This is a genomic window from Verrucosispora sp. FIM060022, from assembly GCF_003977705.1.
GTDB lineage: Bacteria > Actinomycetota > Actinomycetes > Mycobacteriales > Micromonosporaceae > Micromonospora > Micromonospora gifhornensis.
This window is the reverse complement of record NZ_RQIV01000010.1, coordinates 185671-211386: the sequence shown is the minus strand read 5'-3', so window position 1 is coordinate 211386 and position 25716 is coordinate 185671. Positions and strand designations below refer to the sequence as shown.

The following is a 25716-nucleotide window of genomic DNA, read 5'->3' as shown; positions in this document are numbered from 1 at the left end:
GCCCCGCATCCTCAGCGCCGCATCCCCACCACGACCGGCGGTGCCTCGCCCTACGGCACGGCGGTGCGACGGCCGCCGCGCCCCGGCCGGCTGCCGGCCCCATAACCTCGACCACTCTCGGCGCTGCCGTCTGCGGCGGCCCCGGGCTTTCCGCTCTCCGCGCCAGCCGCCGGGCGTGTTGCGTGGCCGGAGTCGGAGCGTCAGCGGAGCGACGGGCGCGCGCCCAGGCGGCGGCGCGTGCGGCCCGTTGCGGGCCGCCTTGAAGACGTACAGAAAGTTTGAACCACATTGCTGGCAGCCGGCCGGCCTCGTGCCGTCGCCCAGCGGACACAGGATGGTGCGGACCTCACGCGCTCCGTACCCTGGCGGCATGGCCGACCTCGTCGATACCGCTCGGGAAGTTGCGCGGCATCTGTTGGAGACTCCGCTGCCTCGTCGATGGAGTCACGTTCAGGCGGTGGCCGCCAAGGCGGACCGGGTCAGCGCTGCCGTACCGGTTGAGGATCGTGCGGTGCTCGTGGCGTCGGCGTGGCTGCACGATGTGGGCTACAGCCCGGACTTGGTCGACACCGGCTTTCACTCGCTCGATGGAGGCCGCTGGCTGCGGCGGGAGCGGTTCAACGAGCGGATTGCCGCCCTGGTGGCTCACCACTCGTGCGCCTGGCTGGAAGCTGAGGAGCGTGGGCTCGGTGAGGTCCTGGCCGCCGAGTTCACTCGGGAGGAAACCGCGGTGACTGACGCGCTCTGCTTCTCGGACATGACGACCGGGCCGGACGGGCAAGACTTCGAGGTGTTGGATCGGCTCGCGGAGATTCGGTCGCGGTACGGGCCGGAGCACCTGGTGACCCGGTTCATCGGCCGGGCGGAACCGGAGATGGTCGCCGCTGTGCAGCGGACGCAACAACGGCTTGTCGGCAGCGTCCCTCAGCCGATGTAGGGCTCGGCGCTGTCCTCGTACCCGTGGGTGATGCGGAGCAGGGTCGACGGGTGGATGTCGAGTGCGTCCAGCTCGTCGCGGGCCACCCACCGGACGTCGCTCGACTCGTCGCTCGGGGTTGGGGTGCCACCGACGGGAACGGCTCGGAAGCAGAGCGAGAACTGCTGCCGTACCTCGCCGTCCGAGTAGGCGACGACGTGGCCTGGGTCGGAGTAGACGCCGACCAGGCCGGTCACCTCGACGCTGATGCCGGTCTCTTCGCGGGTCTCTCGGGTCGCTGTCTCGGCGACCGATTCGCCGATCTCCTGGCCCCCACCGGGCAGTGACCACAGGCCGTTGTCGGTGCGCTGGATGAGCAGTACCCGGCCGTGCTCGTCGCGGACGAAGACGGAGACGGCCACGACGATGCTGTTGGCCTTCGGCGCGTTCGGGTCGTGGTAGTGCTCGGTTCTCGCCATGGCTCTAGGCTGCCACCTCACCGACTGGCAGCGGCTTCGAGGCGGACAGGACGCGGTCGAAGCTGTCGGCGTAGGTACCGAACAGGTCGCCGCCGTTGAGCCGGCGGAGGTGCATCACGGGCGCGTGTGGGGCCGGGAAGCCGTAGACGTGGGTGTTGACCAGCATTTCGTCGTCGAATCGGTAGATCGAGTTGTACAGCGTCGTCTCGTGGTAGAGCACCTTCACGCCGGAAGCATCGTCAAGCCGCTTGTAGTACTGCTGCACCTGACGAATCTTCGCGGCCATCACGCCGGGCCCACCCTCCTCGATGCTTCTCCGCTCGATTGCGGCACTGTCCGGGTTCCCGAGCAGGATCGTCACTGCCACGCCACCGGCGCCCTTCCGACGCAGGACGTCGACAAGCCTCGGATCTTGCTCCAACAGGAAAAGGCCGGCGTAGGCCAGCACATCAATCCGGGTCTCGGCTCGTTCGATCAGTCGTCGCCAGAGGTCGTACGGCACGGAGGATCGCCGAGAGTAGAGCTGGACCATCTCGCTCTGCCCGATCTTCGACGCCTTCTCCGGACTCACCGCGTCGGGCCACAGATACGGCACATCCTCACGCACCATCGCCGCGATCGCGTGCCGGTGGCGGGGGTACGGCGTCCGATCCTGCGTGATCCACCGTTCCACGGTCTTCGGGTCGACTCCGATCCGCTCGGCCACGACGACGGGAGTCAGGCCGTTGCGCAGGATGGCATCGCGTAGCCGGTCGTTTGGCATCCGACCCTCCTCAAGGGACGACTAGGGACAACTAGACGATAACCAAGACGTCCCATAGTCGTCCAGCCCATCGGATGGGCTGTCCCCTGCTTTCCGGGAGCCTTATCCGCAGAGGCCACGAGCAAGAGTCCACCGGGGACAAGCTCAATACCTGGCCCGAGACACAGGAGGTCTGTTGTGAAGCTGTACGTGGACACCCAGAGCAAGCAGGTCCAGGTGACGAAGGACCCCGAGCCGAAGAACGACCAGAACGGCAACCAGCGGTCGGAGAAGAACACCGGCCGGCTCATGTGGTCCACCCAGGTCTTCGTACTCGACGAGACCGGCGGCGAGATCATCACCATCACCACGGCGGGAGAGAAGCCGAGCGTGACGGTGGGACAGTTCGTCGCTGTCGAGCAGTTGGAGGCCATTCCGTGGGCGACCAACGGGCGTAACGGCGTCGCGTTCCGCGCCATCTCGCTGAAGCCGAAGGCTGGTAACTCGGCGGCTAAGTAGTTCTTCGCTCACCGCGCTGTGTGAGCCTCTGGTGTCTGATGCACGAAGCGGCCTGACGGTCCGCTGATCTGATCCATCTTCGGTCCGGGAGCGTTTCTGGCTCCTATTCTCCCGGCCCTGGCAACCCATGGTTGCCCTCTCGATATGGCGCGGGGTCGGTACTGGCTCCTACACCTGCCGGCCCCGCCTGCCATTCCAACCCGTTCGCCCACACGTTGGGAGTGGTTGTCGTGCTCGTTTCCGCCATCGTCTTCGCCGTTGTCGCGGCGACTCTCTACGCCGGCCACCAGGTGGCCGATCACGTCTTCGGCCAGTCCGACAAGCAAGCCGCCTATAAGGCCGCTCCCGGCTGGGACGGCTGGCGTCACCTGTTGGGCCACGTCGTGGCCTATCACCTCGTGGTGGTGGTCATGCTGACCATCGCCATCGTGGCGCTTGATCTGCCCGTCACCGTCGTCGGGCTCACCGCCGGAGTCGGCTTCTCCGCCGTCTCACACGCATTCCTCGACCGGCGTTGGCCGGTGCGGTGGCTGCTCATCCACACCGGTAGCCGGGATTTCGCCGACCGGCAGACCCCGATCTGCGGCATGTACCTGGCGGATCAGTCCCTGCACGCGGCTTGCCTGTGGGTATCCGCGCTGCTCATCGCCTGCTTGTAGGCGCAAGGGTCGCTACGCGGCCTGAGTGATTTCGAGCCCGGGGCCGGTACTGGCTCCTACACCTGCCGACCCCGTGCTCTCCAACCCATCCAGCCCAATCACTTGGGAGGACGTGTCATGTCCAAGTCTAGCCCTCGCCGCTCGTTCGGCCGGAAGTCAACCGGAACGGTGACAGTAATCGAGGCCAAAGTTCACCGGTCCTCGGCCCGCAACGCCCGAATGGCGTTCATCCTCACTGCGGTCATCCTCGGCGTACTCGGTGCCGTGGTGGCCGCTTCCTACGTACACCCCATCATCGCGCTGTTCATCGGCGCGGCCATCGGCGTCCCGTGCGGCGCGCTGGCCTGGCTCCTGGTCCGCATCTGGCCGGTCCTGCGGCTGCTGTGGTGGTGGACCCCCGAAATCGTTCTTGCCGTCACGCTGCTGACGGCGTGGGTGCAACTCGCCACTCACACCCCGACCATCGTCACCCTGGCCGTCGTCGCGGTCGTCCTCGGCGTCCCGACCGCCGTCCCCACTGTTCGCCGCCAGGTCGTCGCCTGGGTTTGGTGCCTGATCGTGCGCCACCGGCTGCGGGTCTGCTTCGCACAGTTCATCGTCGCCAACCAGTCGGGGTCCCTTCCGCTGATCCTTTGGGCCAAGCCGACCCCGGTCGGCGAACGAGTCTGGGTCTACCTGCGGCCCGGCCTGTCCCTGGCGGACCTGGAAGGCCGCCTAGACAAGATCGCCGTCACCTGCCACGCCTCGTCCGTCCTGGTCGAACGCGCCTCCGACGGAAACGCCGCGTACCTGCGGTTCGACGTCAAGCGCCGCGAGGTGCTCACCGCAACTGTCACGTCCCCGCTGGCGGACGTCATCACTCCCGACGCTCCGGCCACCGACCGACCGACGCCGGTCATCCCCACCGCCCTGGACCTGCCCGACGTGCAGGCACCCACGGTCACCCTGCCCATCCAGCCCAAGAAGCCGGCCGCCACGTCGGCCAACGGCAGCAAGCCGGCCCCCGCAGCGTCGTCGGACGTCGACGACGTCTCCGACTGGATCTGATCCCGCAACCCATCCCGGACGCGGGGAGCCCTACGGGCTCCTTCGTGTGGCTCTCCGCGCCCATCAACGCCCAAGGAGGGCACCCATGACTACGGCAACCGCCCCAACCGCCGGTATTCCGGTGGGGCCTGGCCTGTCGATGTTCGACCCGGTCTTCGTCGGCATCGACGAGTTCGGTCAGCCCGTCTACATCACCCTGGCCTACCGCAACCTGCTCGCCGGCGGGGAACCCGGTGGAGGTAAGTCCGGCCTGCTCAACACCATCGCAGCCCACGCCGCTCTCTCGGCGGACTCCCGCCTCGTTCTGCTCGACGGCAAACTCGTCGAACTCGGCCAGTGGGAAGACTGCGCCGACGCCTTCATCGGCCCCGACATCACCGCCGCGCTCGACGTCCTCCGACGCCTACAGCAGGTGATGAACAACCGGTACGCCTGGCTGCGCGCCCACGGGCGCCGCAAGGTCACCGCCCTCGATGGGCTCTCCGTCATCACCGTCCTGGTCGACGAAATCGCCTTCTACTCCGCCACCATCGGCAGCAAGCAGGAACAGGAAGAGTTCGTCGCTCTCCTACGGGACCTGGTCGCTCGGGGTCGAGCGGCCGGTATCCCCGTCGTCGCCGCCACCCAGCGGCCTTCGTTCGACATCATCCCCACCAGCCTGCGGGACCTGTTCGGCTACCGCGCCGCGTTCCGCTGCACCACTCCCAACAGCTCGAACATCGTCCTCGGCCACGGCTGGGCCGAACAGGGCTACACCGCCACCGACATCGCCCCCACCAACCAGGGCGCGGCGTACCTCATCGCCGAAGGCGGCACCCCGCGCCGCATCAAGGTCGCCTACCTGACCGACGCCCAGATCGCCGGCATCGCCGACTACGCCACCTGGACTCGTCGTCCCACCCGTTCATCCGACCCGACCGGATCCCGACTCGATTGGGGAACCGCCGCATGAAACTGCGAGAGCTGATCCGCGCCCGTCGGACCCCGCCACCGGCCACCCGGTACACCGACCGACACGTCATCGGTACCGCCGAGGAGATCGCCACGCTCATGGCGCTGGCCACCGAACGCGGGCTCCTCGTCTTCGCCTCAGCACCCGTACAGGTGCCCGGAGATCCCACCCGATTCCGCCGCTACCTGCGGCTGCGCGCCAACTGATCGGCCGACGGAACCGGCTCAAGCCCTGGAAAGCAGACCGGTTCCGCCGACCTCCCACCAAGCCCTTCTGAAAGGACGTGGCTGCCATGAAGGCTACCCAGAGCCCACCTACCACCGGAACGGTCACCACTGCTGACCTGCTTCGGATGGCTGCCCTCTACCTGCGCCGGCACGGCTGGCACCAGGGCACCTACTACCCCACGGCCACCGACACCCCCACCCCACCGGCCTGCGTCGCCGGGGCCATCGGCATCGCCGCCGCCGGCCACCGTGTGCAGCACTTCTCCCAACTCACCCCCGATGCCCTGGGTGACTACCTCGCCGCGCTCGACGCATTTGTCGACTACCTCGACACCACCGCGCCGGTCTTCCTCGTCGACGAAGACGGCTTCGTCATCGACGAACACACCTCTCCGTACTCGTGGAACGACGACCCTGCGCGTACCGCCGAGCAGGTCATCACGGCCCTTGAGACGGCCGCCGACGAGTGGGATGACCTCCACACCACCGGGGGTGAGAACCGGTGAGCACTGTCAAGAAGTCCTTGACGCCTCGCATCCCCGTTCAGAAGCGGCGGGAGGTCGTCGAAAACACCGAGTTTGCCGCGTTCACCCGGCGCATCATCCGTGCCCACGGTCGCCGCGTCGCCACCGGGGACGTCGAAGCCCTTCGCGATCTGGTCGCCCTCTCCACCGTCATCGACGAGGCAATCACCGACGCCGTCGTCGGGCTCCGCTCCTTCGGCTACTCCTGGGCCGAGATCGGGCAACGCCTCGGCATCTCCCGCCAAGCCGCCCAGCAACGCTGGGGGGACCGGCCGTGACCACCTACTACGACCCGACCGGCACCCGCTTCGGGTTCCCTACCTACCCCTATCGGATGGCACCCAGCGGGCTCGCCACCCTGCGGCAGCTTCGTGCTGCCGGTCTGCGCCCCGGCGGACACGCCCCCGTAGCCCAGATCCTCTGGCGGCGCGGTAAGCGCGTTGCCTACCTCTACCGCCTCGATATGGCCAAGCCCAAGCGCACCGCCACTCCTGCCCAGCGAGAGGCCATCGGCAAGGCGCTGCGTGCCCGACAGACCTGCGCCGTCTGCGGCCTGGTCCAGCCCTATTACATCCGTCGCCGCTACGGCTGCTGCCTCGACTGCCACGAAGGAGACTCCTGATGGGCGTCCTGATCACCTTCGCCGTCATCCTGCTCATCGGCGTCGCCATGGCCTACATGGGCGGTGTGCGATGAACCGCCAACCCACCACCGGCACCCGAATCGAGGGTGTCGTCCTGGTCCTCATCCTGCTCACCGTCGCCGGATTCGCCGGTGCCGCCTCGTTCACCCACGTCAAGGACTGGACCCTCGACAACTCCCCGGCAGGAACGGGCGAATGGTTCGGCTGGGCCAACGCCGTCATCTCCGAACTCGTCCCCATCGCCTGCCTGCTGACCATCCGGCGTCGTCGCCGGATCGGTGCTCCCATCGGCTACCCGTTGTTTCTGCTCATCGCTGCCGCCGGTCTCTCCCTCGCCGCGCAACTCGCGGTCGCCAAGCCGGGCATCTCCGGCTGGCTGCTCTCGGCCGTACCGGCGCTGGCCTTCATGGCTCTGGTGAAACTCGTCCTCGCACCCGTCAAGGGCGACAACCCCACCGCGCCGGCTGTCGAGCCGACCGAGCCCATCCGGGCTGAGGTGGCCGAGCAGGTCACCACCGAACCGGCACCGCCGGCTGCTCTCATCATCGACCCGCAACCCCGTCCGGCCATCCAGCCCACCATGCCGGCCACCGAGTTGGAGCCGGTCGAGGTTCCAACTCATCTCCTGCCCATGGCCCGGTTCGCTGCTGCGCAGCACGAACAGAACACCGGGTCACCGATCACTGCCGCCGAGCTGGCCGATCGGCTCGACGTCACCCCGGCCGTCGCCGGGCAACTCCTGACCACCCTGACCGGTGATGCCCGATGACCATCTACCTCGTCGACATCGAGCAGGTCGTCCACACCTGTCCCGTCCACCCTGACGGGCACCCCTACGACGTCCGGCGCACTGTCGTCGACGTCATCCCCGGCGGACCCTGCCGGGCACCGGTCACCGTCCGCTGCGGTGGACAGACCGTCCTGATTCCGTGCCGTCGGCACGAGCCGGCCAAGCGCCAGTGCGGCGCCTGCCGGGTCATCGTCACCGAACGCACCATCACCACCCGTACCCCGGACGGGGCTGCGGTTTGATGGCCTCGACGCTGGATCTCACACCCCGTGCTTCGGCCCGGGGTGTGGGCTCGAACGCCGACGCCATCGTCTACGACTACACCGCCGCCGGGGCTGCCTTCGCCCGTGCCACCCGACCGGACTACTTCGGCTGGATCGAGCATGTCCGCGCCGCCGCTGGTTGTACCCGCCCGATCCGGCTCGCCGGCCAGCTCCTCACCGTCGATCAGGTCACCGGACGCGTCGTCGAGCAGCGGCACACCGACGCCATGCCCGACGCGGTCATCTACACCGCCTGCGGCAACCGGCGGGCTACCGTCTGCCCGTCCTGCGCCCGCACCTACCAACGCGACGCGTACCAGCTCCTACGCGCCGGCCTCGTCGGCGGCAAGGGCGTCCCCGACACCGTCACCCAACACCCGGCCGTGTTCCCCACCTTCACCGCCCCATCCTTCGGGCCGGTCCATGTCCACGCGGTCCGCAAGCACACCTGCCGGGACCGCAAGCGCTGCGACTGCCGCCCTGACCCCTGCCACGCTCGCCGCGCCGACGACCCCACCGCCGGCCGCTGCCCACACGGCCGCCCCGCAGTCTGCTGGGCACGACACGAGCCCGGTGACGCCGCGCTCGGTCAGCCGCTGTGCCTGGACTGCTACGACCATGACCACCAGGTCGTCTGGAACCTGTTCTCCGGCGAGCTGTGGCACCGCACCAAGCAAGCCGCGGAACGACACCTGGCCAAGCTCGCCCGTCGCCGCGGCATTCCGCGCGTCCAGGTCACCACCGCCTCAGGCAACATCCGCACGGTCCCACCGGTTCGGTTGTCCCACGGCAAAGCGGCAGAGTTCCAGGCACGCGGCGCGGTCCACTTCCATGCCCTCGTTCGCCTGGACGGCGTCGACCCCGGCGACCCGGCCGCCGTCGTCCCACCACCGGCCGCGTTCACCGTTGACGACCTCGTCGACGCGCTCCGGCACGCCGCCGCACAGGTCGCGTTCACCACCCCCGCCCACCCGGACCGGCCCGGCGGCTGGCCGATCGCCTGGGGCGAGCAGCTCGACATCCGGCCCATCACCCTCACCGGCCACGGTGAGGTCACCGACAGCATGGTCGCCGGCTACCTTGCCAAGTACGCCACCAAGAGCACCGAGGTAACCGGGCACTGCTCCACCCGCCTCACCGCCGACACCATCGGCGACCACGCCGATCCTGACGGCGACCACACCGCCCGCCTCATCGACGCCTGCTGGCGACTCGGTCGGCCCACCGGCACCCCCGTGCCACTGTCCCAGCGGCCCCGCGACCACCGGCCCCGCCCCGGCTTCGTCCCGCGCTGGGAGTGCCCCGTCTGCGGCACCCACACCCGATACGCCGCCTGCCCGGTCTGCGTCGCCCAGCGTCAAGCCGCCCTTGACACCGAATCGACGAAACCGGCCAACGCCAACCCCTACGCCCGGCTGCGCCGCTGGGCGCACATGCTCGGCTTCGGCGGCCACTTCCTCACCAAAGCCCGGCGGTACTCCGTCACCTTCCAACTCCTGCGCGACACTCGCCGCGCCCACCGGCAGCACGAGGAACACGGGCACCCGACAGACGGCGGCCAGCTCGTCAACGAAAACACCACCCTCATCGTCGGCACCCTCACCTTCGCCGGCGTCGGCTGGCACACCACCGGAGACGCCCTCCTCGCCAACACCGCCGCCGCCATGGCCAGAGAACGACAAGCCATCGGCCGCGAAGAACTCGCCCACGAACTCGGCACCACCCCGGCCGGCACCACGCCGGCCGCCGCCTGACCCTGCCCCAGTCACACGAGGAAGGCCACCCGTTGGACAACCCGACTCCGATCACTCCTCGCGTGCTGCGCGTCGAGGAAGCCGCCCGTGCGCTCGGCATCGGCCGTTCGCTCGTCTACGACCTGATCCGTTCCGGACGGTTGCGCTCCTTCAAAGTCGGCAGCCGCCGGCTCATCCCCGCCGCCGCCGTCGACGAAGTCATCACCACACTCACGGAAGAAGCCGCCTGATGCCCAAACCGCCGAAGTCCCGCCAATCCGCCGCCCGCCGCAATCCGAACGGAGAAGGGTCCATCTATCAGCGGGCCAGCGATGGCCGCTGGGTCGGACAGGCGTACGTCCTCACCACCGATGGCACCCGCAAACGCAAGTTCGTCTACGGCGCGACCTGGGAGGAGGCTCACGCGAAGCTCGTCGAGCTGAAGTCTCGCTCTCAGCGCGGGATACCCGTGCCCGATCGTGCCTGGAAGGTCGCCGACTACCTACCGTACTGGCTGGCGGCCTACGTGACCGACCTCAAGCCCACCACTGCCCGGGGCTACGAGAGCGCCGTTCGGCTTCACCTGATCCCCGGGCTCGGTACCAAGCGTCTCGACGCGTTGCAGGTCAAACACGTCAAGACGTTCATGGACGAGTTCCGCCGTAAGTGCCTCTGCTGTACTGCTGGGCTTGACGCCACCCGCCGGCCCGACCGGCAGTGCTGCTCGGTCGGCAAGTGCTGCCAGCATTACCCCAGCGCCCGACAGATTCAGTACGTCCACGCGGTGCTACGCAACGCACTGCAACACGCCATGCGGGAGGAGCTGGTGTCCCGCAACGTAGCCAAGCTGGTGCGCGTCCCCTCGCCGCGCTACAAGGTCGGCAAGGGCCTGTCGGTCGACCAGGTACGCAAGCTCATCGCAGCCTCCGAAGGGCACCGCCTACACGCGCTCTACGTCGTGGCAGCGACCCTCGGATTGCGGCGCGGTGAGCTGCTTGGGCTGCGCTGGTCAGATCTCGATCTCGACAAAGGCACCGCCGCCATCGACCAGACCGTCCAGCGGGCCGGCGGAAAGCTGCACCTGCAAGACACCAAGACCGAGGAGTCCGAAGGCATCCTTCCGCTACCCGACTGGACCTGGGTGGCCCTGCTCGACCACCAGGAGCGCCAGCAGCGGGAGCGCAAGCGGCTATCCGAGGTCTGGCAGGATCACGGCCTTGTCTTCCCCTCCGAGGTCGGCACCCCGATCGAGCCGCGCAACCTCAATCGCCACTTCGCGGCACTCCGGGTGAGGGCCGGCTGTCCCGATGTGCGGCTACACGACCTGCGGCACACGGTCGTGTCGCTGCTGATGGAGCTGGGCGTACCGCCGCACGTCGTCCAGGCCATCGCCCGACACGCGGACGTGAAGCTGACCTTGAAGATCTATTCGCACGCCAACCTTGACGCCATGCGTCAGGCGCTCGGCAAGCTCGACGGCCGGCTCTCGTAACCGCCGTTGCTGTCACCGTAGCTGTCACGGCCCGGAGAGTTGATCTCCGGGCCATTGTTTGTGCTGGTGGGCGCGGCAGGTTTCGAACCTGCGACCCCTCGCTTGTAAGGCGAGTGCTCTCCCACTGAGCTACGCGCCCGGAAACGCCGTACGGCGGACCGGCGGTTGGCAGCTTACCCTGCCACGCGCCGGCCCTGCCGGACGGTCGCACCCGTTGGGACCGGGCTCAGGCGGTGGCGTCCGCCAGTGCCTTGCGCCAGCCCTGTTGGTCGCGCGGCTCGCCCGGCATGTTCATCTCGGCGAAGCGGACGACACCTGCCTTGTCGATGATGAAGGTGCCCCGGTTGGCGATACCGGCGACGTCGTTGAAGACCCCGTACGCCTGCGCGACCGCGCCGTGCGGCCAGAAGTCGGCCAGCAGCGGGAACTGGTAGCCCTCCCGGTCCGCCCAGATCTTGTGGGCGTAGACCGAGTCCACGCTGACGGTCAGCACCTGAACGTCGTCGTTGACGTAGTCGTTGAGGTTGTCCCGGACCTCGCACAGCTCGCCCTGGCACACGCCGGTGAAGGCCAGCGGGTAGAAGACCAGCAGGACCGTACGCCGACCACGGAAGTCGGAGAGCCGGACCTGCTGATTGTTCTGGTCCTTGAGTACGAAGTCCGGCGCCTCTGCGCCAACCTCGATGGGCATGCGAACTCCTTGGATCGAGTCGAGATGCGGGTGTACGTCGGGCGGGAGACTACTTCTTGGCCTTTGCGCCGCGACGTAGCACGAGACGGGCGCCGCTCCAGTCCTTGCCGGCGTTGACGGTCGAGGTCTGCTGAAGGCCGGCGGTGGGAGCGGACTCGGCGATCTCACTCGGCTCGACGTGGCCGTCACGGCCGGCCTTGGGCGTCAGCAGCCACACGACCCCGTTGTCGGCCAGCGGGCCGAGGGCGTCGACGAGAAGCTCGAAAAGATCACCGTCGCCGTCGCGGTACCACACCAGCACCGCGTCGACCACCTCGTCGGTGTCCTCGTCGACCAGGTCTCCACAACGGTCGGTCAGGGCGTCCCGGAGATCGGCGTCGACGTCGTCGTCGTAGCCCATCTCCATGACGACCATTCCCGGTTCGATGCCGAACCGGTCCGCCAGGCTGCGTACCCCGTCGGCAGCCTGACCAGCGGTCGCGCTCACTGTCGCGTGCCTCCTCATCTCGTCCAAGCTCGCGGCACCCGGCCGGCGCCGTCAGGCAAGTCCACACAGTTGTGCCGCCGCGCGCAAGTGGCGCACCGGGTGGAACGAAATTTACCGTGCCAGCAGCGTACGGGCACCCTGGGTGATGGCCTCCTCGGAGATCAGGACCTGACGGGCAGCCGGACCCAAAGGCACGAAACAGTCAACTGCCGCCACTCGGCGCGCCGCCCCGACATATCCGGCGTCGACCAGGGCAGCGATCACACCCTCGCCGACGCCGCCGGAGCGCCTGGTCTCGTCCACCACCAGCACCCGCCCGGTCGCGGCGGCCTCTCGGATGAGGTCGGCCACCGGCAGCGGCGCGAGCCACCGCAGATCCACCACCCGGCTGCCGATCCCCTCGTCGGCCAGCACCGAGGCCGCCCGCAACGCCATCCGTACGCCGTTGCCGAAGGTCACGATCGTGATGTCCTCGGCCGAGCCGACGCCATACACCCGGGCCCGGCCGACCGGGACGTGCCCGCTCGCCCAGGCCCCCGGCTCGGCGTAGCCGGCCGACCATTCACCGTCGCCGTCGGCGTAGAGGTCGCGGGCGTGGTAGAGCCCGACCGGCTCCAGGAACACGCAGACGCTGCCGTCCACCGCCGCGCTCGCCAGGCAGGTGCGCAGCATCGCCGCCGCGTCGTCCGGTCGGGCCGGCACGGCGATCACCAGGCCGGGCACGTCCCGCAGTACGGCCACCGAGTTGTCGTCCCGGACGTGCTCCCCGAAGCCCTCCTGATACGCCAGGCCCGCCACCCGCAGCACCATCGGGTTGCGCAGCGCCCCCTGGGAGAGGAACCCCATGGTGGCGGCCTCACCGCGCACCTGGGCCTCGGCGGTGTGCAGGTACGCCAGCGACTGGATCTCGGGCACCGGCAGCATGCCGGCGAGTCCCGCGCCGAGGCCCAGGCCGAGCACCGAGGTCTCGTCGAGCAGCGTGTCGAACACCCGGGCCGGGCCGAACCGGTCGCGCAGGTCCCTGGTCACCCCGTACCTGCCGCCCTTGGCGGCGACGTCCTGGCCGAAGACGGCCATCTGCGGGTACGTCAGCAGGGCATCGGTCAGCGCGGCGTTGATGCTCTGCGCGAGCGTGAGCGGGCCCGACAGTTCCGGCGGCTTGCCACCGAACGCCTCCAGCCGTGCCCCCGCCTCCGACCCGGCAGCTCGGGCGCCCGCGTCGGCGACCGCCTGGGCGACCCGCACCGGGCGGCGCGGTGCCAGCGGGGCGATCACCTCGGCGGGGTTGCTCAGTTTCGGCTCGTCGAGCACCTGCTCGGCGAGCCGACGGATCTGCCAGCCGATCTCGTCGTAGCGGTCCAGCAGTTCCGCGCCACCGGCCAGACCGGCCTCGACCAGCCGCCGCGCGGTGGCGACCAGCGGATCGCCGGCAAGATCGGCGGCGATCTCCTCCGCGCTGCGGTACGCGCTCTCGGCGTCCGCGCCGACGTGCCCCAGCAGCCGGACGGTGCTCAGATGCAGCACGGCCGGACGACGGTGGCGACGGACCCAGGCCGCCGCCTCGCGCGCCACCTCGTAGGTCGCCACCAGATCGGCACCGTCGGCGGCGAAGTAGCGGATGCCCGGCTTGGCGCGTAGGGCGGTCGCCACCCAGCCCTGCGGCGACCGCAGACTGCCACCCAGGCCGTTGTCCTCGCAGACGAACAGCACCGGGATACGCAGGCCGGTGTGGTCGTACCAGCCGGCGGTGTTGAACGCCGCCGTGGCGTCGGCGTGGTTGATCGCGGCGTCACCGAACGAGCAGACCACTATCGCGTCCGGCGCCCAGGGGGCCACGTCGACGTGTGCCGCGACGCCCCGGGCGTCCAGGCGACGCAGCCGCTCCACCGCCAGTCCCATGCCCACCGCCCGGGGCAGGTGCGAGGCGGCGGTGGAGGTGGTCGGCACCACGGTGAGGTCGGCGCGACCGAAGACCTTGTGCCGGCCACCGGCCGTCGGCTCCTCACGCGAGGCCACCATCCCGCGCAGCACGTCCCGCGCCGCCTCGGTGTACGCCGACACCACCGGCCGCCGCACCACCGCCGGACGAGCACCCCCTGCGACCTCGTCACCGGCCGGCGCGGTCGAGTCGGTGGCGTCGGTTTCTACCGGTACGCCGTCACCCGGCTCGTTCGCCACGACAGGCTCGGCCGGAGCAGCGTCGGCGGACGGTACGGCCTGGTCGTCGTCCGTCTCCCGGCCGGTCGAGGCGTTGTCCGCCGCCGGGTCGACCGGGTCGACCTGCTCCGCCGAGCTGGCCGGATCAGGCGCGTCGTCCGGTTCGGCGGGGTCGGCCGGGGGTGCGGGCGTACCGTCGGGGCCGTTGTCGGGGGTCAGCAGCACGGAACCGGTCGCCGGCTCGGCGGCCTGGGCCGCGCGGACGCAGTAGAACGCCCCCGAGCGGTAGTGCAGCAGCGCCGGGTCGGTGGGGCGCAGCGCCGCCGCGACCGCGGCGTTGCCTTCGTGGCCCGCCGAGCTGATCGTGTGGTAACCCTCGCCGAAGCTGCGCAGCCATCGCCCGGCGAGATCGAGCTGCCGGCTGGTGACCTGGGCGTCGAAGAGTTCCAACAGCTGGGCGCCGGTCAGCGCCGCGCCCTCGGCCACCGGTTGGGCCGGGTCGGTACGGTGCCGCGGCATGGTCAACGCGGCCAGGGACTCCCGGAGTCGGTCGTCAAGATCCTGCGGGGTGGTCACGTCGGACAGCATTACCGACCGGAGCACACCTCGCCCACTCGAACCCGACTCGTGTCGCCGTCCGGCCCCGACTCAACGGATGCGGTCAGCCGGGCAGAAACGAGAGTCAGCCGGGCAGGAACGAGAAGCGGACCTGGCGGGTGGTGTTGTCGCCGTTGGTGTCGACCAGGCAGATCGACTGCCAGGTGCCCAGGGCGAGCCGGCCGCCGAGCACCGGCAGCGTCGCGTACGGGGCGACGAAGGCGGGCAGCACGTGATCACGCCCGTGCCCGGGTGAGCCGTGTCGGTGCCGCCACCGGTTGTCGGTGGGCAGCACCGAGTCCAGCGCGGTGAGCAGGTCGTCGTCGGAGCCGGCGCCGGTCTCGATGATGGCCACCCCGGCGGTGGCGTGCGGCACGAACACGTGCAGCAGTCCGTCGCCCTGCCCGGAGACGAACGACTCCGCCTCGGCGGTGATGTCCTGCACGGTGGGCCGGGAGCCGGTCCGGACGGTGATCACCTCACTGCGCATGTGTCGCATTCTGCCGCAGTCGACCGGTTCGCACCGGACCCGTGGTGATCGTCACTCCGTCCGGGCCGAACCGCGGCCCGCACCGCTTCCACCACAGCTCGGAGCCGGTAAGTACAAAAAGACCAACGTTACTGATGAGTATCTGTGTTGCGCATCGCCCTTGACACGGGTGGGCGTGACGACAAGTGGTACGACGGGGCAGGATGGCGCTAGAGACCTGTCCCAAACACAACCGAGGGAACGCCTGTGGCTACGGAACGCAAGCGCCCGGTGATCACGGCCGGCCTGCCTAGCCAGCTTCCAGACATCGACCCGGAAGAAACCAGCGAGTGGGTCGAGTCGCTTGACGGTGTCATCGACGAGCGCGGCGCCAAGCGTGCCCGCTACGTGATGCTTCGTCTGCTGGAGCGCGCTCGCGAGCGCCAGGTCGGGGTGCCGTCGCTGACCACCACCGACTACATCAACACCATCCCGCCGGAGCGGGAACCGTGGTTCCCCGGCGACGAGCACGTCGAGCGGCGGATCCGGGCGTACGTGCGGTGGAACGCGGCGATGCTGGTGCACCGCGCTCAGCGGCCGGAGATCGGTGTCGGCGGCCACATCTCCACCTTCGCCAGCTCCGCCTCGCTGTACGAGGTGGGCTTCAACCACTTCTTCCGGGGCAAGAACCACCCGGGCGGCGGCGACCACATCTTCTACCAGGGTCACGCCTCCCCCGGCATGTACGCCCGGGCGTTCCTCGAGGGCCGGCTCAGCGAGAACCAGCTCGACGGCTTCCGCCAGGAGCTGTCGCACCCCGGCGGCGGCCTGCCGTCGTACCCGCACCCGCGGCTGATGCCGGACTTCTGGGAGTTCCCCACGGTCTCCATGGGTCTGGGTGGGCTGAACGCCATCTACCAGGCCCGGTTCAACCGCTACCTGCACCACCGGGGCATCAAGGACACCTCCGACCAGCACGTCTGGGCGTTCCTCGGCGACGGTGAGATGGACGAGCCGGAGACCCTCGGCGCGATCGGGGTGGCCGCCCGCGAGGAGCTGGACAACCTCACCTTCGTGATCAACTGCAACCTCCAGCGGCTCGACGGGCCGGTGCGGGGCAACGGCAAGGTGATGCAGGAGCTGGAGGCGTTCTTCCGGGGTGCCGGCTGGAACGTGATCAAGGTGGTCTGGGGCCGGGAGTGGGACCCGCTGCTCGCCGCCGACACCGACGGCGCGCTGGTCAACCTCATGAACACCACGCCCGACGGCGACTACCAGACCTACAAGGCGGAGTCCGGGGCGTACGTGCGGGAGCACTTCTTCGGCCGTGACCCGCGTACCCGCAAGATGGTCGAGGGTCTCAGCGACGACGAGATCTGGAACCTCAAGCGGGGCGGGCACGACTACCGCAAGCTCTACGCGGCCTACAAGGCGGCCACGGAGCACACCGGTCAGCCGACGGTGATCCTGGCCAAGACGATCAAGGGCTGGACGCTCGGCTCGCACTTCGAGGGCCGCAACGCGACCCACCAGATGAAGAAGCTGACGCTGGAGGACCTCAAGACCTTCCGCGACCGGCTCTACCTGGACATCCCGGACTCGGCGCTGGAGGACAACCCCTACCTGCCGCCGTACTACCGTCCGGACGAGAAGTCCGCCGAGATGCAGTACCTGCACGAGCGGCGTCAGCAGCTCGGCGGCTATCTGCCGTCGCGGCGTACCAAGGCCAAGTCCCTGCCGATCCCGGGCAGCGAGCGCTTCGCCGACATCAAGCGCGGTTCGGGCAAGCAGAAGGTGGCCACCACGATGGCCTTCGTCCGCCTGCTCAAGGACCTGATGAAGGACAAGCAGTTCGGCAAGCGCTGGGTGCCGATCATCCCGGACGAGGCGCGTACCTTCGGCCTGGACTCGATCTTCCCGACCGCGAAGATCTACTCGCCGCACGGTCAGCGGTACACCGCTGTCGACCGGGAGCTGTTCCTGTCGTACAAGGAGTCGACCGTCGGGCAGATCCTGCACGAGGGGATCAACGAGGCCGGTTCGGTCGCCTCCTTCACCGCCGCCGGCTCGTCGTACGCCACCCACGACGAGCCGATGATCCCGATGTACATCTTCTACTCGATGTTCGGGTTCCAGCGCACCGGCGACGGCTTCTGGGCCGCCGCCGACCAGATGGTGCGCGGTTTCGTGCTCGGCGCCACCGCCGGCCGCACCACGCTCAACGGTGAGGGTCTGCAGCACGAGGACGGCCACTCCCACCTGATCGCGGCCACCAACCCGGCGGTCGTGGCGTACGATCCGGCGTTCGCGTTCGAGATCGCGCACATCGTGGAGAACGGCCTGCACCGGATGTACGGGGAGCAGCAGGAGAACATCTTCTACTACCTCACCATCTACAACGAGCCGATCCAGCAGCCGGCCGAGCCGGAGGGTGTGGACGCCGAGGGCATCGTCAAGGGCATCTACCGCTACTCGGCCGCCCCGTCGGTGGAGGGCGACGCCCCGCGGGCCAACCTGCTGGCCTCCGGCACCGGCATGCAGTGGGCGCTCAAGGCGCAGCAGCTGCTCGCCCAGGACTGGGGGGTGGCCGCGGACGTCTGGTCGGTGACCTCCTGGACCGAGCTGCGCCGCGACGCGGTCGAGTGCGAGGAGTACAACCTCCTGCACCCGGGCGCGGAGCAGCGGGTGCCGTACATCCAGCGGAAGCTGGCCGACGCCGACGGGCCGAAGGTCGCGGTCAGCGACTGGATGCGCGCGGTGCCGGACCTGATCTCCCGCTGGGTGCCGGGTGACTACACCTCGCTGGGCACCGACGGTTTCGGCCTGTCCGACACCCGTCACGCCCTGCGCCGGCACTTCCACGTCGACGCCGAGTCGGTGACGGTGGCGACCCTGCGCCAGCTCGCGCTGCGCGGGACGGTACCGGCCCACGTACCGGCCGAGGCCGCCAAGAAGTACGCCATCGACGACGTGAACGCCGCCCCGGTCGGCGAGACCGGCGGCGACACCTGATCCGTTCCGTCTTCGAAGGGCCCGGCGCGCTGTGCGTGCCGGGCCCTTCGGCTTACCGGCCCCGTGGGGTGCGGGCGGGAGCGGGCGATGGTATGACGCAGGTGGTATGGGCGGATGCTGTTGCCTGTAACACGATTCATCCAGAATGGTCTATAGGCGTCAGCTCCTTGCGGGCATTGGGTCGGTTGGGTGGACTATCCCGTCGCGCCGTCCCACCGCCGGCCCGGACGCCGTCGACGGCCGGGCGCGACGGGAGGGAGTGCACATGCGACCTGTCCGGATCGGCCTGGCCCTGGCTGTCGGCGCCCTGGTGGTGTCGATGCTCGGGCCGGGCTCGCCTTCGGTGGCCCACGATCCCGCGACCCCCGCCGGGCGGGCCTCGGCCCAGGAGTTCATGGCCCAGCGTGAACCCACCCAGCAGATGGCCGCCCAGGCCGCTACCGCCTGCACCAACGGTCAGGCAGCCGGCTACCCCTGCCGCAACGTGGACCTGCTGTCGTTCATGCCGCTGTCCAGCATCGGCGGCAGCCAGGCCAACGACATCTGGGGCTGGACCGACCCGCAGACCCGCAAGGAGTACGCGCTTGTCGGCCGTCGCAACGGCACCTCCTTCGTGGACGTGTCCAACCCGAGCGCCCCGGTCTACCTGGGCAACCTGCCCGCGTACCAGAACCGCACGGCGGTCTGGCGGGACATCAAGGTCTACCGCGACCACGCGTACGTGGTGGCGGACGTCTCCGGTCACGGCATGCAGGTCTTCGACCTCACCCGGTTGCGTGGGGTGACCACCCCGCAGACCTGGACGGCGAACGCGCACTACAGCGGGTTCGGCAACTCGCACAACATCGCGATCAACGAGCAGACCGGGTACGCGTACGCGGTGGGCACCAACACCTGCAGCGGCGGCCTGCACATGATCGACATCCGGACCCCGAAGTCACCGGTCTCGGCGGGTTGCGTCAGCAACGACGGCTACACCCACGACACCCAGTGCGTCGTCTACCGGGGGCCGGACACCGCGTACTCGGGCCGGGAGATCTGCGTCAGCTCCAACGAGGACACGGTGACCATCGTCGACGTGACGAGCAAGTCGTCGCCCCGGCAGCTGGCCCGCATCGGCTACACCGGTCGGGCGTACACCCACCAGGGGTGGTTCACCGAGGACCAGCGGTACTTCCTGCTCGACGACGAGTTGGACGAGTCCCGGCGCGGGGTGAACACCCAGACGTACATCTGGGACCTGGCCGACCTGGACGCCCCCCGGCACATCGGCACCTACAGCGCGCCGAGCGGGGTCGCCGCCACCGACCACAACCAGTACGTCAAGGGCCGGTACAGCTACCAGGCCAACTACCGGGCCGGGCTGCGCATCCTGGACCTGACCGACGTGTCCAGCGGCCGGGCCACCGAGGCCGGCTTCTTCGACATCTACCCGTCGAGCAACAGCGCGTCGATGAACGGCGCGTGGAGCGTCTACCCCTACTATCCCAGCGGCATCGTCGTGGTCAGCGGTATCGAGCAGGGGTTGTTCGTGTTGCAGCCCCGGTTGTCGTGACCACGACCGACCAGCGGCCGGCGACCCTCGCCGAGATCGTGGACGGGGCGTCCCAGCCGGGGCGCCCCGGCCCCGACGGTGCACCGGCGGGTCGGGTCGGTCGCTACGCCGCCGCCGTCCTGGTGCTCGGCCTGACCCTGGCGGTCGGCTTCTTCGCGGGTCGGGCCGGCGGCACGACCGCTCCGGCTCGGCCGGCGGCGGCCGGGGCGCTCGCCCACGCCAATCACGGGCCCGGCGGGCTGGAGGTCTCCCGGGACGGCTGGACGCTTACCGTGGACCAGGCGAGGCTGCGTGCCGGCAAGCCGGGTGAGCTGGTCTTCCGGATCACCGACACGGCCGGGGCGGCGCTCACCGATTTCCAGGTGGTCCACGACCGGCCGTTGCACCTGATCCTGGTCGGCCGCGACCTCGGCGGGTATCAGCACGTGCATCCGGAGATGTCGCCGGACGGCAGCTGGCGGGTCACGATCACCCCGGCCGCACCCGGCCCGCTACGGGCGATCGCCGACTTCTGGCCGACGGGGGCGGCGGCCGGCACCACGCTCGGCATCGACCTGCCGGTTCCCGGTCGGTACGCGGCCGAGGAACTCGCCCCACCCGAGGAGACCGTGCTGGTGGACGGCTACACGGTCACCCTGGACGGCGGCCTGCGGCCCGGCGAGTCCAACCAGGTGCTGGTCTGGCTCGGCCGCGACGGGCAGCCGGTCAACGACCTGCAACTGCACCTGGGCGCGTACGGGCACCTGGTGGCGCTGCGCCAGGGTGACCTGGCGTACCTGCACGTGCATCCGGCGGCGGCGAGCCAACCCAGCTCGGTGGTGGCGTTCGGGGTCACCGTGCCATCGGCCGGGACCTACCGGCTGTTCTTCGAGTTCCGGCATCTCGACGAGGTACGCGTCGCCGCGTTCACCGTGGTCGTGTGAGCGTCGCGAAAGCGGTGGCGGCCCGGGTGCCTCTGGACGGGACACCGGGGCCGCCACCGTCGCGGGTGACGCCAGGACGCGGCCGGTCAGCCGACGGCGGCCAGGTCGGTCAGCCGGGCCAGCGAGTCCTCCAGATCGGCGCCGACCCGACGCAGGCCGAGTCGCAGCAGGGCGGCCTTGACCGGGCCGGCCGGCCAGCGTACGACGATCAGCCGCACGATCGTGCCGCCCTCCTCCTCGTCGGGAGTGAGCTGGACGTAAATCTCGGTGCGCGCCTCCGCTCGGGCACCGGCGCCCTTCGCGCGTTCCCGCCAGCCGATCAGCGTCGGTTCCTGGTAGGCGATCACCTCGGCTTCGTGCGCGGCGCCGCGTCCGGCCTGGACCAGTTGCCGTCTGCCGAAGCCCTCTCCCGAGAGAACCTCGGCCGCACGGACGCCGGCCAGCCAGGCGGGCAACTGCTCGGCCCGCTGTACCACATCCCAGACCGCTTCGACCGGCGCCGCCACGTGCGCGCTGCGTTCCACGAGGATCATTATTCCGTCTTCCTCCAGTGAGGACATCCCACGATATCGGCACTCTATGCGTCAAATCGGACGTATGCGGACGTGTTCGCAAAAGACACGCCGAAAGGTATTGCTTTCCCATGCACATCGGCCTATAGACCCGAGCCCCTGCGCGCCCTAGAGTCCCGAACACGTTTCGCATTTCTCCGGGAGGGCGCATGTCGACCGCAGCTATGCCCAGCTTCCCCGCCGGATTCCGCTGGGGCGTCTCCACATCGGCGTACCAGATCGAGGGTGCGGCCGGCGCCGACGGGCGGGGACCGTCCATCTGGGACACCTTCGCGCACTCCCCCGGACGGATCGTCGACGGCAGCAGCGGCGACGTCGCCTGCGACCACTACCACCGCTACGCCGAGGACATCGCCCTGATGGCCGAGCTGGGAGTGACCGCGTACCGGTTCTCGGTGGCCTGGCCCCGGGTGCGGCCGACCGGCAGCGGCGCGGTCAACCCCGCTGGGCTGGACTTCTACGAACGGCTGGTCGACGGGCTGCTGGAGCGCGGCATCGACCCGGTCGCCACGCTGTTCCACTGGGACCTGCCGCAGCCGTTGGAGGACGCCGGCGGATGGCTCAACCGGGACACCGCACACCGCTTCGCCGAGTACGCCGACCTGGTGGCCGAGCGCCTCGGTGACCGGGTCAAACTCTGGATCACCCTCAACGAGCCGTTCATCCACATGAGCCTCGGTCACGGCACCGGCGAACACGCCCCCGGCCGGGCGCTGCTCTTCGACGCCTTCCCGGTCGCCCACCACCAACTGCTCGGCCACGGTCTCGCGGTCACCGCGCTGCGCGCCCGGACCGCCGCCCCGGTCGCCATCGCCAACAACTACTCCCCCGTACGCGCCGCCGGTGACGGCCCGGCCGACCGGGCCGCCGTCGCGGCGTACGAGGCGCTGCACAACCAGCTGTTCACCGATCCGCTGTTCGGCCGCGGCTACCCGACCGAACTGGGCTTCGACCAGGGCGCCGTGCGCGACGGCGACCTCGACGTGATCGCCGCGCCGATCGACGTGCTGGGGGTCAACTACTACAACCCCACAGGCGTACGGGCACCCGAGGACGGCTCACCGCTGCCGTTCGAGCTGGTGCCGCTCGACGGTTATCCGCGTACCGCCTTCGACTGGCCGGTGGCCCCGGACGGGCTGCGCGAACTGCTCGGCTGGCTGCACGGTCGCTACGGCGCCGACCTGCCACCGGTCCAGATCACCGAGAGCGGCTGCGCCTACGACGACGAGCCCGACGCCGACGGCCGGGTGCACGACCCGGACCGGATCGCCTACCTCGACGGCCACCTGCGGGCGGTACGCGCCGCCGTCGACGACGGGGTCGACGTCACCGGCTACTTCGTCTGGTCGCTGCTGGACAACTGGGAGTGGGCCGAGGGCTTCACCAAGCGCTTCGGCCTGGTACACGTCGACTACCCCACCGGACGGCGTACCCCGAAGTCGTCGTACGCCTGGCTGCGTGAGGTCATCGCGACGGCCCGGCGGGACACCGCCCGGTGACCACCGTCGACCCGATGCCGGCCTCGCTGCCGGCGGCGCTCGCCGAGCCGACGGTGCCGGTACGGCGAGGCTGGATCGCGCTGCTGTTCGCCGCGAACCTCGGCGTCTGGATGGCGTTCTTCACCCCGATCCAGGTGCTGCTGCCGCAGCAGATCGAGCAGATCGCGCCGACGGACAAGGAGACCATGCTGGCGGTGGTCACCGGGGTGGGCGCGCTGGCCGCGGTGCTGGCCAACCCGCTCGCCGGAGCGCTGTCGGACCGGACCTGCCTGCGGTTCGGGCGCTGGGAACTCGGTCGCCGGCACGTCTGGACCGTCGGTGGGGCGCTGATCGGTGCGCTGGCGCTGGTGCTGCTCGCCCAGGCGCGTACCGTCGCCGCGGTCACGGTCGGCTGGGTCGCCGCGCAGGTGTGCTTCAACGCGATGCTGGCCAGCCTGACCGCCGCCGTACCGGACCGGGTGCCGGTGGCGCAGCGGGGTGGTGTCTCCGGCTGGGTCGGCATCCCGCAGGCGCTCGGGCTGGTGCTCGGCGTGGTGCTGGTCACCGCCGTGGTCACCGGCAACGCCGCGGGCTATTACGCGATCGCCGCGGCCGTGGTGCTGCTCGCGGTGCCGTTCGCCCTGCGCACCACCGACGATCCGCTGCCGCGTACGCACCGGCCGGCGCTGCGCGGCATGCTGGCCGGCATGTGGGTGTCGCCGCGTCGCCACCCCGATTTCGGGTGGGCCTGGATCACCCGGTTCCTGGTCCAGCTGGGCAACGCCTTCGGCACCCTCTACCTGCTCTACTTCCTCACCGACGAGGTACGGCTGGCCGACCCCGACACCGGCCTGCTGGTGCTGATCCTGCTCTACACCGCCGGGCTGATGGCCACCACGGTGATCGCCGGCCGGCTGTCGGACCGCTCCGGCAGACGGAAGGTCTTCGTGATCGCCGCCGGGATGGTGATGGCGGTGGCGGCGCTGCTGCTGGCCGCCGCGCCCACCTGGCCGATGGCGATCGTCGCCGCGCTGCTGCTCGGCGCCGGTTACGGCGTGTACCTGTCGGTGGACGCCGCCCTGATCACGCAGGTGCTGCCGCGGGCCACCGACCGGGCCAAGGACCTCGGCGTGATCAACATCGCCAACTCGGCGCCGCAGGTGCTCGGTCCGGCCATCGCCGCCCCGATCGTCGTGTACCTGGGCGGCTATCCGGCGCTGTACGCGACCACGGCCGCGGTGACCGTCCTCGGTAGCGTGCTGGTGCTGAAGATCCGCTCGGTGCCCTGACGGTAGGCTGTGGTCGTGACGGTACGTGTGCGCTTCGCCCCATCCCCGACCGGTATGTTCCACGTCGGCGGTGCCCGCTCGGCACTGCAGAACTGGATCTACGCCAAGCAGCAGGGCGGGGTGTTCGTGCTGCGCATCGAGGACACCGACGCGGCGCGCAACAAGCCCGAGTGGACCGAGGGCATCCTGTCGGCGTTGGACTGGATCGGCATCTCCCGGGACAGCTACGAGGGCCCCTACTTCCAGTCCTCGTACGCGCAGGAGCACCGCGCCGCCGCCGCCCGGCTGCACGACTCGGGCCGGGCGTACTACTGCGACTGCACCCGCGAGGCGGTGCAGGCCCGCACCGGCAACCAGTACACCGGCTACGACGGCTACTGCCGCGACCGGGGTCTGCCGCCGGGTGAGGGCCGGGCGCTGCGGTTCCGTACCCCGGACGAGGGCACCACGGTGGTCACCGACCTGATCCGCGGCGAGCCGACCTTCGAGAACAAGCTCATCGAGGACTTCGTCATCGCCCGGGGTGACGGCTCGCCGGTGTTCCTGCTGGCCAACGTGGTGGACGACATGACCATGGGGATCACCCACGTGATCCGGGCCGAGGAGCATCTGCCCAACACCCCCAAGCAGCAACTGCTCTGGGACGCCCTCGGCGTCAAGCCGCCGGTCTGGGCGCACGTACCGGTGGTGGTCAACGAGAAGCGGCAGAAGCTGTCCAAGCGCCGCGACAAGGTCGCCCTGGAGGCGTACCGGGACGAGGGCTACCTCGCCGCCGCCATGCGCAACTACCTGATGCTGCTGGGCTGGGCGCCCTCCGGGGACCGGGAGATCGTGCCCTGGTCGGTGATCGAGGACGAGTTCCGTCTGTCGGAGGTGAACCCGTCACCGGCGTTCTTCGACGAGAAGAAGCTGCGCGCGTTCAACGGCGAGTACATCCGGGCGCTGCCGGTCGAGGAGTTCATCGAGGCCTGCCGGCCGTGGCTGACCGGCACCGGCACCATCGCGCCGCCGCCGTGGCAGCCCGAGGAGTTCGACCCGGCGGTGTTCGCCGCGGTGGCGCCCCTGGCCCAGACCCGGATCGCGGTGCTCAGCGAGATCGTGCCGAACGTCGACTTCCTGTTCGTGGCGACGCCCCTGATCGACGAGGCGGCCTGGACGAAGGCCATGAAGGAGGGATCGGCCGAGCTGCTGGAGGCGACAATCGCCGCCTTCGAGGCGGTCGACTCCTGGGACGCGCAGACACTCAAGGCCACCCTGGAGGCGGTCGGTGCCGAGCGTGGACTCAAGCTCGGCAAGGCCCAGGCGCCGGTACGGGTCGCGGTCACCGGCCGCACCGTCGGCCTGCCGCTGTTCGAGTCGTTGGAGGTGCTCGGCCCCGAGCGCACGCTCACCCGCCTGCGCGCCGCCCGGCTACGCCTCGTCTAGGCGGCCACCGACACCGCCCCGGTGGCGGCGGCAGGTTATCCTGCCTGCATCACTGGTCCCGGCACAGGTAAGATC

General features: G+C 69.7%; 27 protein-coding genes and 1 tRNA gene. 20 read left to right on the top strand and 8 right to left on the bottom strand.

Annotated elements, in window-relative coordinates; translation table 11 throughout:
- Nucleotides 1-370 precede the first annotated feature (370 nt).
- Entirely contained in the window at nt 371-937 is a 567-nt protein-coding gene (locus EG812_RS29760; RefSeq protein WP_126712844.1) for an HD domain-containing protein, read from the top strand.
- Here the strand turns inward: EG812_RS29760 and EG812_RS24205 are convergent.
- Nucleotides 925-1395, bottom strand: coding sequence for an NUDIX hydrolase (locus EG812_RS24205; RefSeq protein ID WP_126712843.1), 471 nt, complete (start codon nt 1393-1395; stop codon nt 925-927). The genes EG812_RS29760 and EG812_RS24205 overlap by 13 nt on opposite strands.
- A 4-nt stretch (nt 1396-1399) precedes the next feature.
- Nucleotides 1400-2158, bottom strand: coding sequence for an XRE family transcriptional regulator (locus EG812_RS24200; protein WP_126712842.1), 759 nt, complete (start codon nt 2156-2158; stop codon nt 1400-1402).
- A 177-nt stretch (nt 2159-2335) separates the two neighbouring features.
- On the opposite strand from EG812_RS24200, the gene EG812_RS24195 reads away from it, so the two are divergent.
- The 13 genes from EG812_RS24195 to EG812_RS24135 all read left to right on the top strand — a co-directional run bounded on the left by EG812_RS24195 (nt 2336) and on the right by EG812_RS24135 (nt 10986).
- Entirely contained in the window at nt 2336-2656 is a 321-nt protein-coding gene (locus EG812_RS24195) for a hypothetical protein (protein WP_126712841.1), read from the top strand.
- Nucleotides 2657-2886: 230 nt separating this feature from the next.
- Nucleotides 2887-3315 (top strand): DUF3307 domain-containing protein, encoded by a 429-nt coding sequence (locus EG812_RS24190; RefSeq protein ID WP_126712840.1) that lies wholly within the window; start codon nt 2887-2889, stop codon nt 3313-3315.
- A gap of 117 nt (nt 3316-3432) precedes the next feature.
- Nucleotides 3433-4362: a hypothetical protein gene (locus EG812_RS24185; RefSeq protein WP_126712839.1), complete on the top strand. Its 930-nt coding sequence runs from the start codon at nt 3433-3435 to the stop codon at nt 4360-4362.
- 85 nt (nt 4363-4447) lie between these two features.
- Nucleotides 4448-5314 (top strand): FtsK/SpoIIIE domain-containing protein, encoded by an 867-nt coding sequence (locus EG812_RS24180; protein WP_126712838.1) that lies wholly within the window; start codon nt 4448-4450, stop codon nt 5312-5314.
- On the top strand, nt 5311-5520 hold the full coding sequence (locus EG812_RS24175; protein WP_126712837.1) for a hypothetical protein: 210 nt from the start codon (nt 5311-5313) through the stop codon (nt 5518-5520). The genes EG812_RS24180 and EG812_RS24175 overlap by 4 nt, the downstream gene beginning before the upstream one ends.
- Nucleotides 5521-5606: 86 nt before the next feature.
- The gene (locus EG812_RS24170) at nt 5607-6047 is read left to right on the top strand and encodes a DUF6197 family protein (protein ID WP_126712836.1); all 441 of its coding nucleotides are present in this window, start codon (nt 5607-5609) and stop codon (nt 6045-6047) included.
- Nucleotides 6044-6343, top strand: a complete 300-nt coding sequence (locus EG812_RS24165) for a hypothetical protein (RefSeq protein ID WP_126712835.1) — start codon at nt 6044-6046, stop codon at nt 6341-6343. Before EG812_RS24170 ends, EG812_RS24165 begins: the two co-directional genes overlap by 4 nt.
- The gene (locus EG812_RS24160; protein WP_286047868.1) at nt 6340-6687 is read left to right on the top strand and encodes an RRQRL motif-containing zinc-binding protein; all 348 of its coding nucleotides are present in this window, start codon (nt 6340-6342) and stop codon (nt 6685-6687) included. Before EG812_RS24165 ends, EG812_RS24160 begins: the two co-directional genes overlap by 4 nt.
- Nucleotides 6688-6757: 70 nt before the next feature.
- Nucleotides 6758-7477: a hypothetical protein gene (locus tag EG812_RS24155; protein WP_126712834.1), complete on the top strand. Its 720-nt coding sequence runs from the start codon at nt 6758-6760 to the stop codon at nt 7475-7477.
- On the top strand, nt 7474-7740 hold the full coding sequence (locus EG812_RS24150) for a hypothetical protein (protein ID WP_126712833.1): 267 nt from the start codon (nt 7474-7476) through the stop codon (nt 7738-7740). The genes EG812_RS24155 and EG812_RS24150 overlap by 4 nt, the downstream gene beginning before the upstream one ends.
- Nucleotides 7740-9515, top strand: coding sequence for a replication initiator (locus EG812_RS24145; protein WP_126712832.1), 1776 nt, complete (start codon nt 7740-7742; stop codon nt 9513-9515). The genes EG812_RS24150 and EG812_RS24145 overlap by 1 nt, the downstream gene beginning before the upstream one ends.
- A 62-nt stretch (nt 9516-9577) precedes the next feature.
- Complete coding sequence (locus EG812_RS24140; RefSeq protein WP_233579610.1) at nt 9578-9745, top strand: excisionase family DNA-binding protein; 168 nt, start codon at nt 9578-9580, stop codon at nt 9743-9745.
- Nucleotides 9745-10986 carry a tyrosine-type recombinase/integrase gene (locus tag EG812_RS24135; RefSeq protein ID WP_126712830.1) on the top strand — a complete coding sequence of 414 codons (1242 nt, stop codon included), beginning with the start codon at nt 9745-9747 and terminating at the stop codon, nt 10984-10986. The genes EG812_RS24140 and EG812_RS24135 overlap by 1 nt, the downstream gene beginning before the upstream one ends.
- 64 nt (nt 10987-11050) lie before the next feature.
- Here the strand turns inward: EG812_RS24135 and EG812_RS24130 are convergent.
- The 5 genes from EG812_RS24130 to EG812_RS24110 all read right to left on the bottom strand — a co-directional run bounded on the left by EG812_RS24130 (nt 11051) and on the right by EG812_RS24110 (nt 15408).
- Nucleotides 11051-11125, bottom strand: a tRNA-Val gene (locus tag EG812_RS24130).
- An 87-nt stretch (nt 11126-11212) separates the two neighbouring features.
- Nucleotides 11213-11677 carry a peroxiredoxin gene (locus EG812_RS24125; RefSeq protein ID WP_126712829.1) on the bottom strand — a complete coding sequence of 155 codons (465 nt, stop codon included), beginning with the start codon at nt 11675-11677 and terminating at the stop codon, nt 11213-11215.
- Nucleotides 11678-11726: 49 nt separating this feature from the next.
- Entirely contained in the window at nt 11727-12164 is a 438-nt protein-coding gene (locus EG812_RS24120; protein WP_013735266.1) for a DUF3052 domain-containing protein, read from the bottom strand.
- 111 nt (nt 12165-12275) lie between these two features.
- On the bottom strand, nt 12276-14909 hold the full coding sequence (locus EG812_RS24115) for a thiamine pyrophosphate-dependent enzyme (protein WP_126712828.1): 2634 nt from the start codon (nt 14907-14909) through the stop codon (nt 12276-12278).
- Nucleotides 14910-15003: 94 nt separating this feature from the next.
- Nucleotides 15004-15408 (bottom strand): YjbQ family protein, encoded by a 405-nt coding sequence (locus EG812_RS24110; protein WP_013735268.1) that lies wholly within the window; start codon nt 15406-15408, stop codon nt 15004-15006.
- A gap of 246 nt (nt 15409-15654) precedes the next feature.
- On the opposite strand from EG812_RS24110, the gene aceE reads away from it, so the two are divergent.
- The 3 genes from aceE to EG812_RS24095 all read left to right on the top strand — a co-directional run bounded on the left by aceE (nt 15655) and on the right by EG812_RS24095 (nt 20877).
- Complete coding sequence (gene aceE / locus EG812_RS24105; protein ID WP_043721636.1) at nt 15655-18399, top strand: pyruvate dehydrogenase (acetyl-transferring), homodimeric type; 2745 nt, start codon at nt 15655-15657, stop codon at nt 18397-18399.
- Between the two features lie 265 nt (nt 18400-18664).
- The gene (locus EG812_RS24100) at nt 18665-19954 is read left to right on the top strand and encodes a choice-of-anchor B family protein (RefSeq protein WP_013735270.1); all 1290 of its coding nucleotides are present in this window, start codon (nt 18665-18667) and stop codon (nt 19952-19954) included.
- On the top strand, nt 19951-20877 hold the full coding sequence (locus tag EG812_RS24095; protein WP_126712827.1) for a DUF8832 domain-containing protein: 927 nt from the start codon (nt 19951-19953) through the stop codon (nt 20875-20877). Before EG812_RS24100 ends, EG812_RS24095 begins: the two co-directional genes overlap by 4 nt.
- Nucleotides 20878-20963: 86 nt before the next feature.
- Here the strand turns inward: EG812_RS24095 and EG812_RS24090 are convergent, their stop codons facing one another.
- A complete protein-coding gene (locus EG812_RS24090; protein ID WP_013735272.1) occupies nt 20964-21410 on the bottom strand; it encodes an SRPBCC family protein in 447 nt (148 codons plus the stop codon).
- Between the two features lie 188 nt (nt 21411-21598).
- On the opposite strand from EG812_RS24090, the gene EG812_RS24085 reads away from it, so the two are divergent.
- Genes EG812_RS24085 through gltX form a run of 3 tightly spaced genes read left to right on the top strand, consistent with a single transcriptional unit; the run spans nt 21599 to nt 25641 of the window.
- Nucleotides 21599-22948, top strand: coding sequence for a GH1 family beta-glucosidase (locus EG812_RS24085; RefSeq protein WP_233579609.1), 1350 nt, complete (start codon nt 21599-21601; stop codon nt 22946-22948).
- Complete coding sequence (locus EG812_RS24080) at nt 22945-24216, top strand: MFS transporter (RefSeq protein WP_126712826.1); 1272 nt, start codon at nt 22945-22947, stop codon at nt 24214-24216. Before EG812_RS24085 ends, EG812_RS24080 begins: the two co-directional genes overlap by 4 nt.
- A gap of 15 nt (nt 24217-24231) precedes the next feature.
- Nucleotides 24232-25641 (top strand): glutamate--tRNA ligase, encoded by a 1410-nt coding sequence (gene gltX, locus EG812_RS24075; protein WP_126712825.1) that lies wholly within the window; start codon nt 24232-24234, stop codon nt 25639-25641.
- The last annotated feature ends 75 nt before the right edge of the window (nt 25642-25716 follow it).

What these genes read in the sequence shown, in the direction of transcription:
- EG812_RS29760 (WP_126712844.1), top strand. Translation starts at nt 371, where the DNA reads ATGGCCGACCTCGTCGATACCGCTCGGGAAGTTGCGCGGCATCTGTTG.
- EG812_RS24205 (WP_126712843.1), bottom strand. Translation starts at nt 1,395, where the DNA reads ATGGCGAGAACCGAGCACTACCACGACCCGAACGCGCCGAAGGCCAAC.
- EG812_RS24200 (WP_126712842.1), bottom strand. Translation starts at nt 2,158, where the DNA reads ATGCCAAACGACCGGCTACGCGATGCCATCCTGCGCAACGGCCTGACT.
- EG812_RS24185 (WP_126712839.1), top strand. Translation starts at nt 3,433, where the DNA reads ATGTCCAAGTCTAGCCCTCGCCGCTCGTTCGGCCGGAAGTCAACCGGA.
- EG812_RS24180 (WP_126712838.1), top strand. Translation starts at nt 4,448, where the DNA reads ATGACTACGGCAACCGCCCCAACCGCCGGTATTCCGGTGGGGCCTGGC.
- EG812_RS24175 (WP_126712837.1), top strand. Translation starts at nt 5,311, where the DNA reads ATGAAACTGCGAGAGCTGATCCGCGCCCGTCGGACCCCGCCACCGGCC.
- EG812_RS24170 (WP_126712836.1), top strand. Translation starts at nt 5,607, where the DNA reads ATGAAGGCTACCCAGAGCCCACCTACCACCGGAACGGTCACCACTGCT.
- EG812_RS24155 (WP_126712834.1), top strand. Translation starts at nt 6,758, where the DNA reads ATGAACCGCCAACCCACCACCGGCACCCGAATCGAGGGTGTCGTCCTG.
- EG812_RS24150 (WP_126712833.1), top strand. Translation starts at nt 7,474, where the DNA reads ATGACCATCTACCTCGTCGACATCGAGCAGGTCGTCCACACCTGTCCC.
- EG812_RS24145 (WP_126712832.1), top strand. Translation starts at nt 7,740, where the DNA reads ATGGCCTCGACGCTGGATCTCACACCCCGTGCTTCGGCCCGGGGTGTG.
- EG812_RS24135 (WP_126712830.1), top strand. Translation starts at nt 9,745, where the DNA reads ATGCCCAAACCGCCGAAGTCCCGCCAATCCGCCGCCCGCCGCAATCCG.
- EG812_RS24125 (WP_126712829.1), bottom strand. Translation starts at nt 11,677, where the DNA reads ATGCCCATCGAGGTTGGCGCAGAGGCGCCGGACTTCGTACTCAAGGAC.
- EG812_RS24115 (WP_126712828.1), bottom strand. Translation starts at nt 14,909, where the DNA reads ATGCTGTCCGACGTGACCACCCCGCAGGATCTTGACGACCGACTCCGG.
- EG812_RS24110 (WP_013735268.1), bottom strand. Translation starts at nt 15,408, where the DNA reads ATGCGCAGTGAGGTGATCACCGTCCGGACCGGCTCCCGGCCCACCGTG.
- EG812_RS24100 (WP_013735270.1), top strand. Translation starts at nt 18,665, where the DNA reads ATGCGACCTGTCCGGATCGGCCTGGCCCTGGCTGTCGGCGCCCTGGTG.
- EG812_RS24090 (WP_013735272.1), bottom strand. Translation starts at nt 21,410, where the DNA reads ATGATCCTCGTGGAACGCAGCGCGCACGTGGCGGCGCCGGTCGAAGCG.
- EG812_RS24085 (WP_233579609.1), top strand. Translation starts at nt 21,599, where the DNA reads ATGTCGACCGCAGCTATGCCCAGCTTCCCCGCCGGATTCCGCTGGGGC.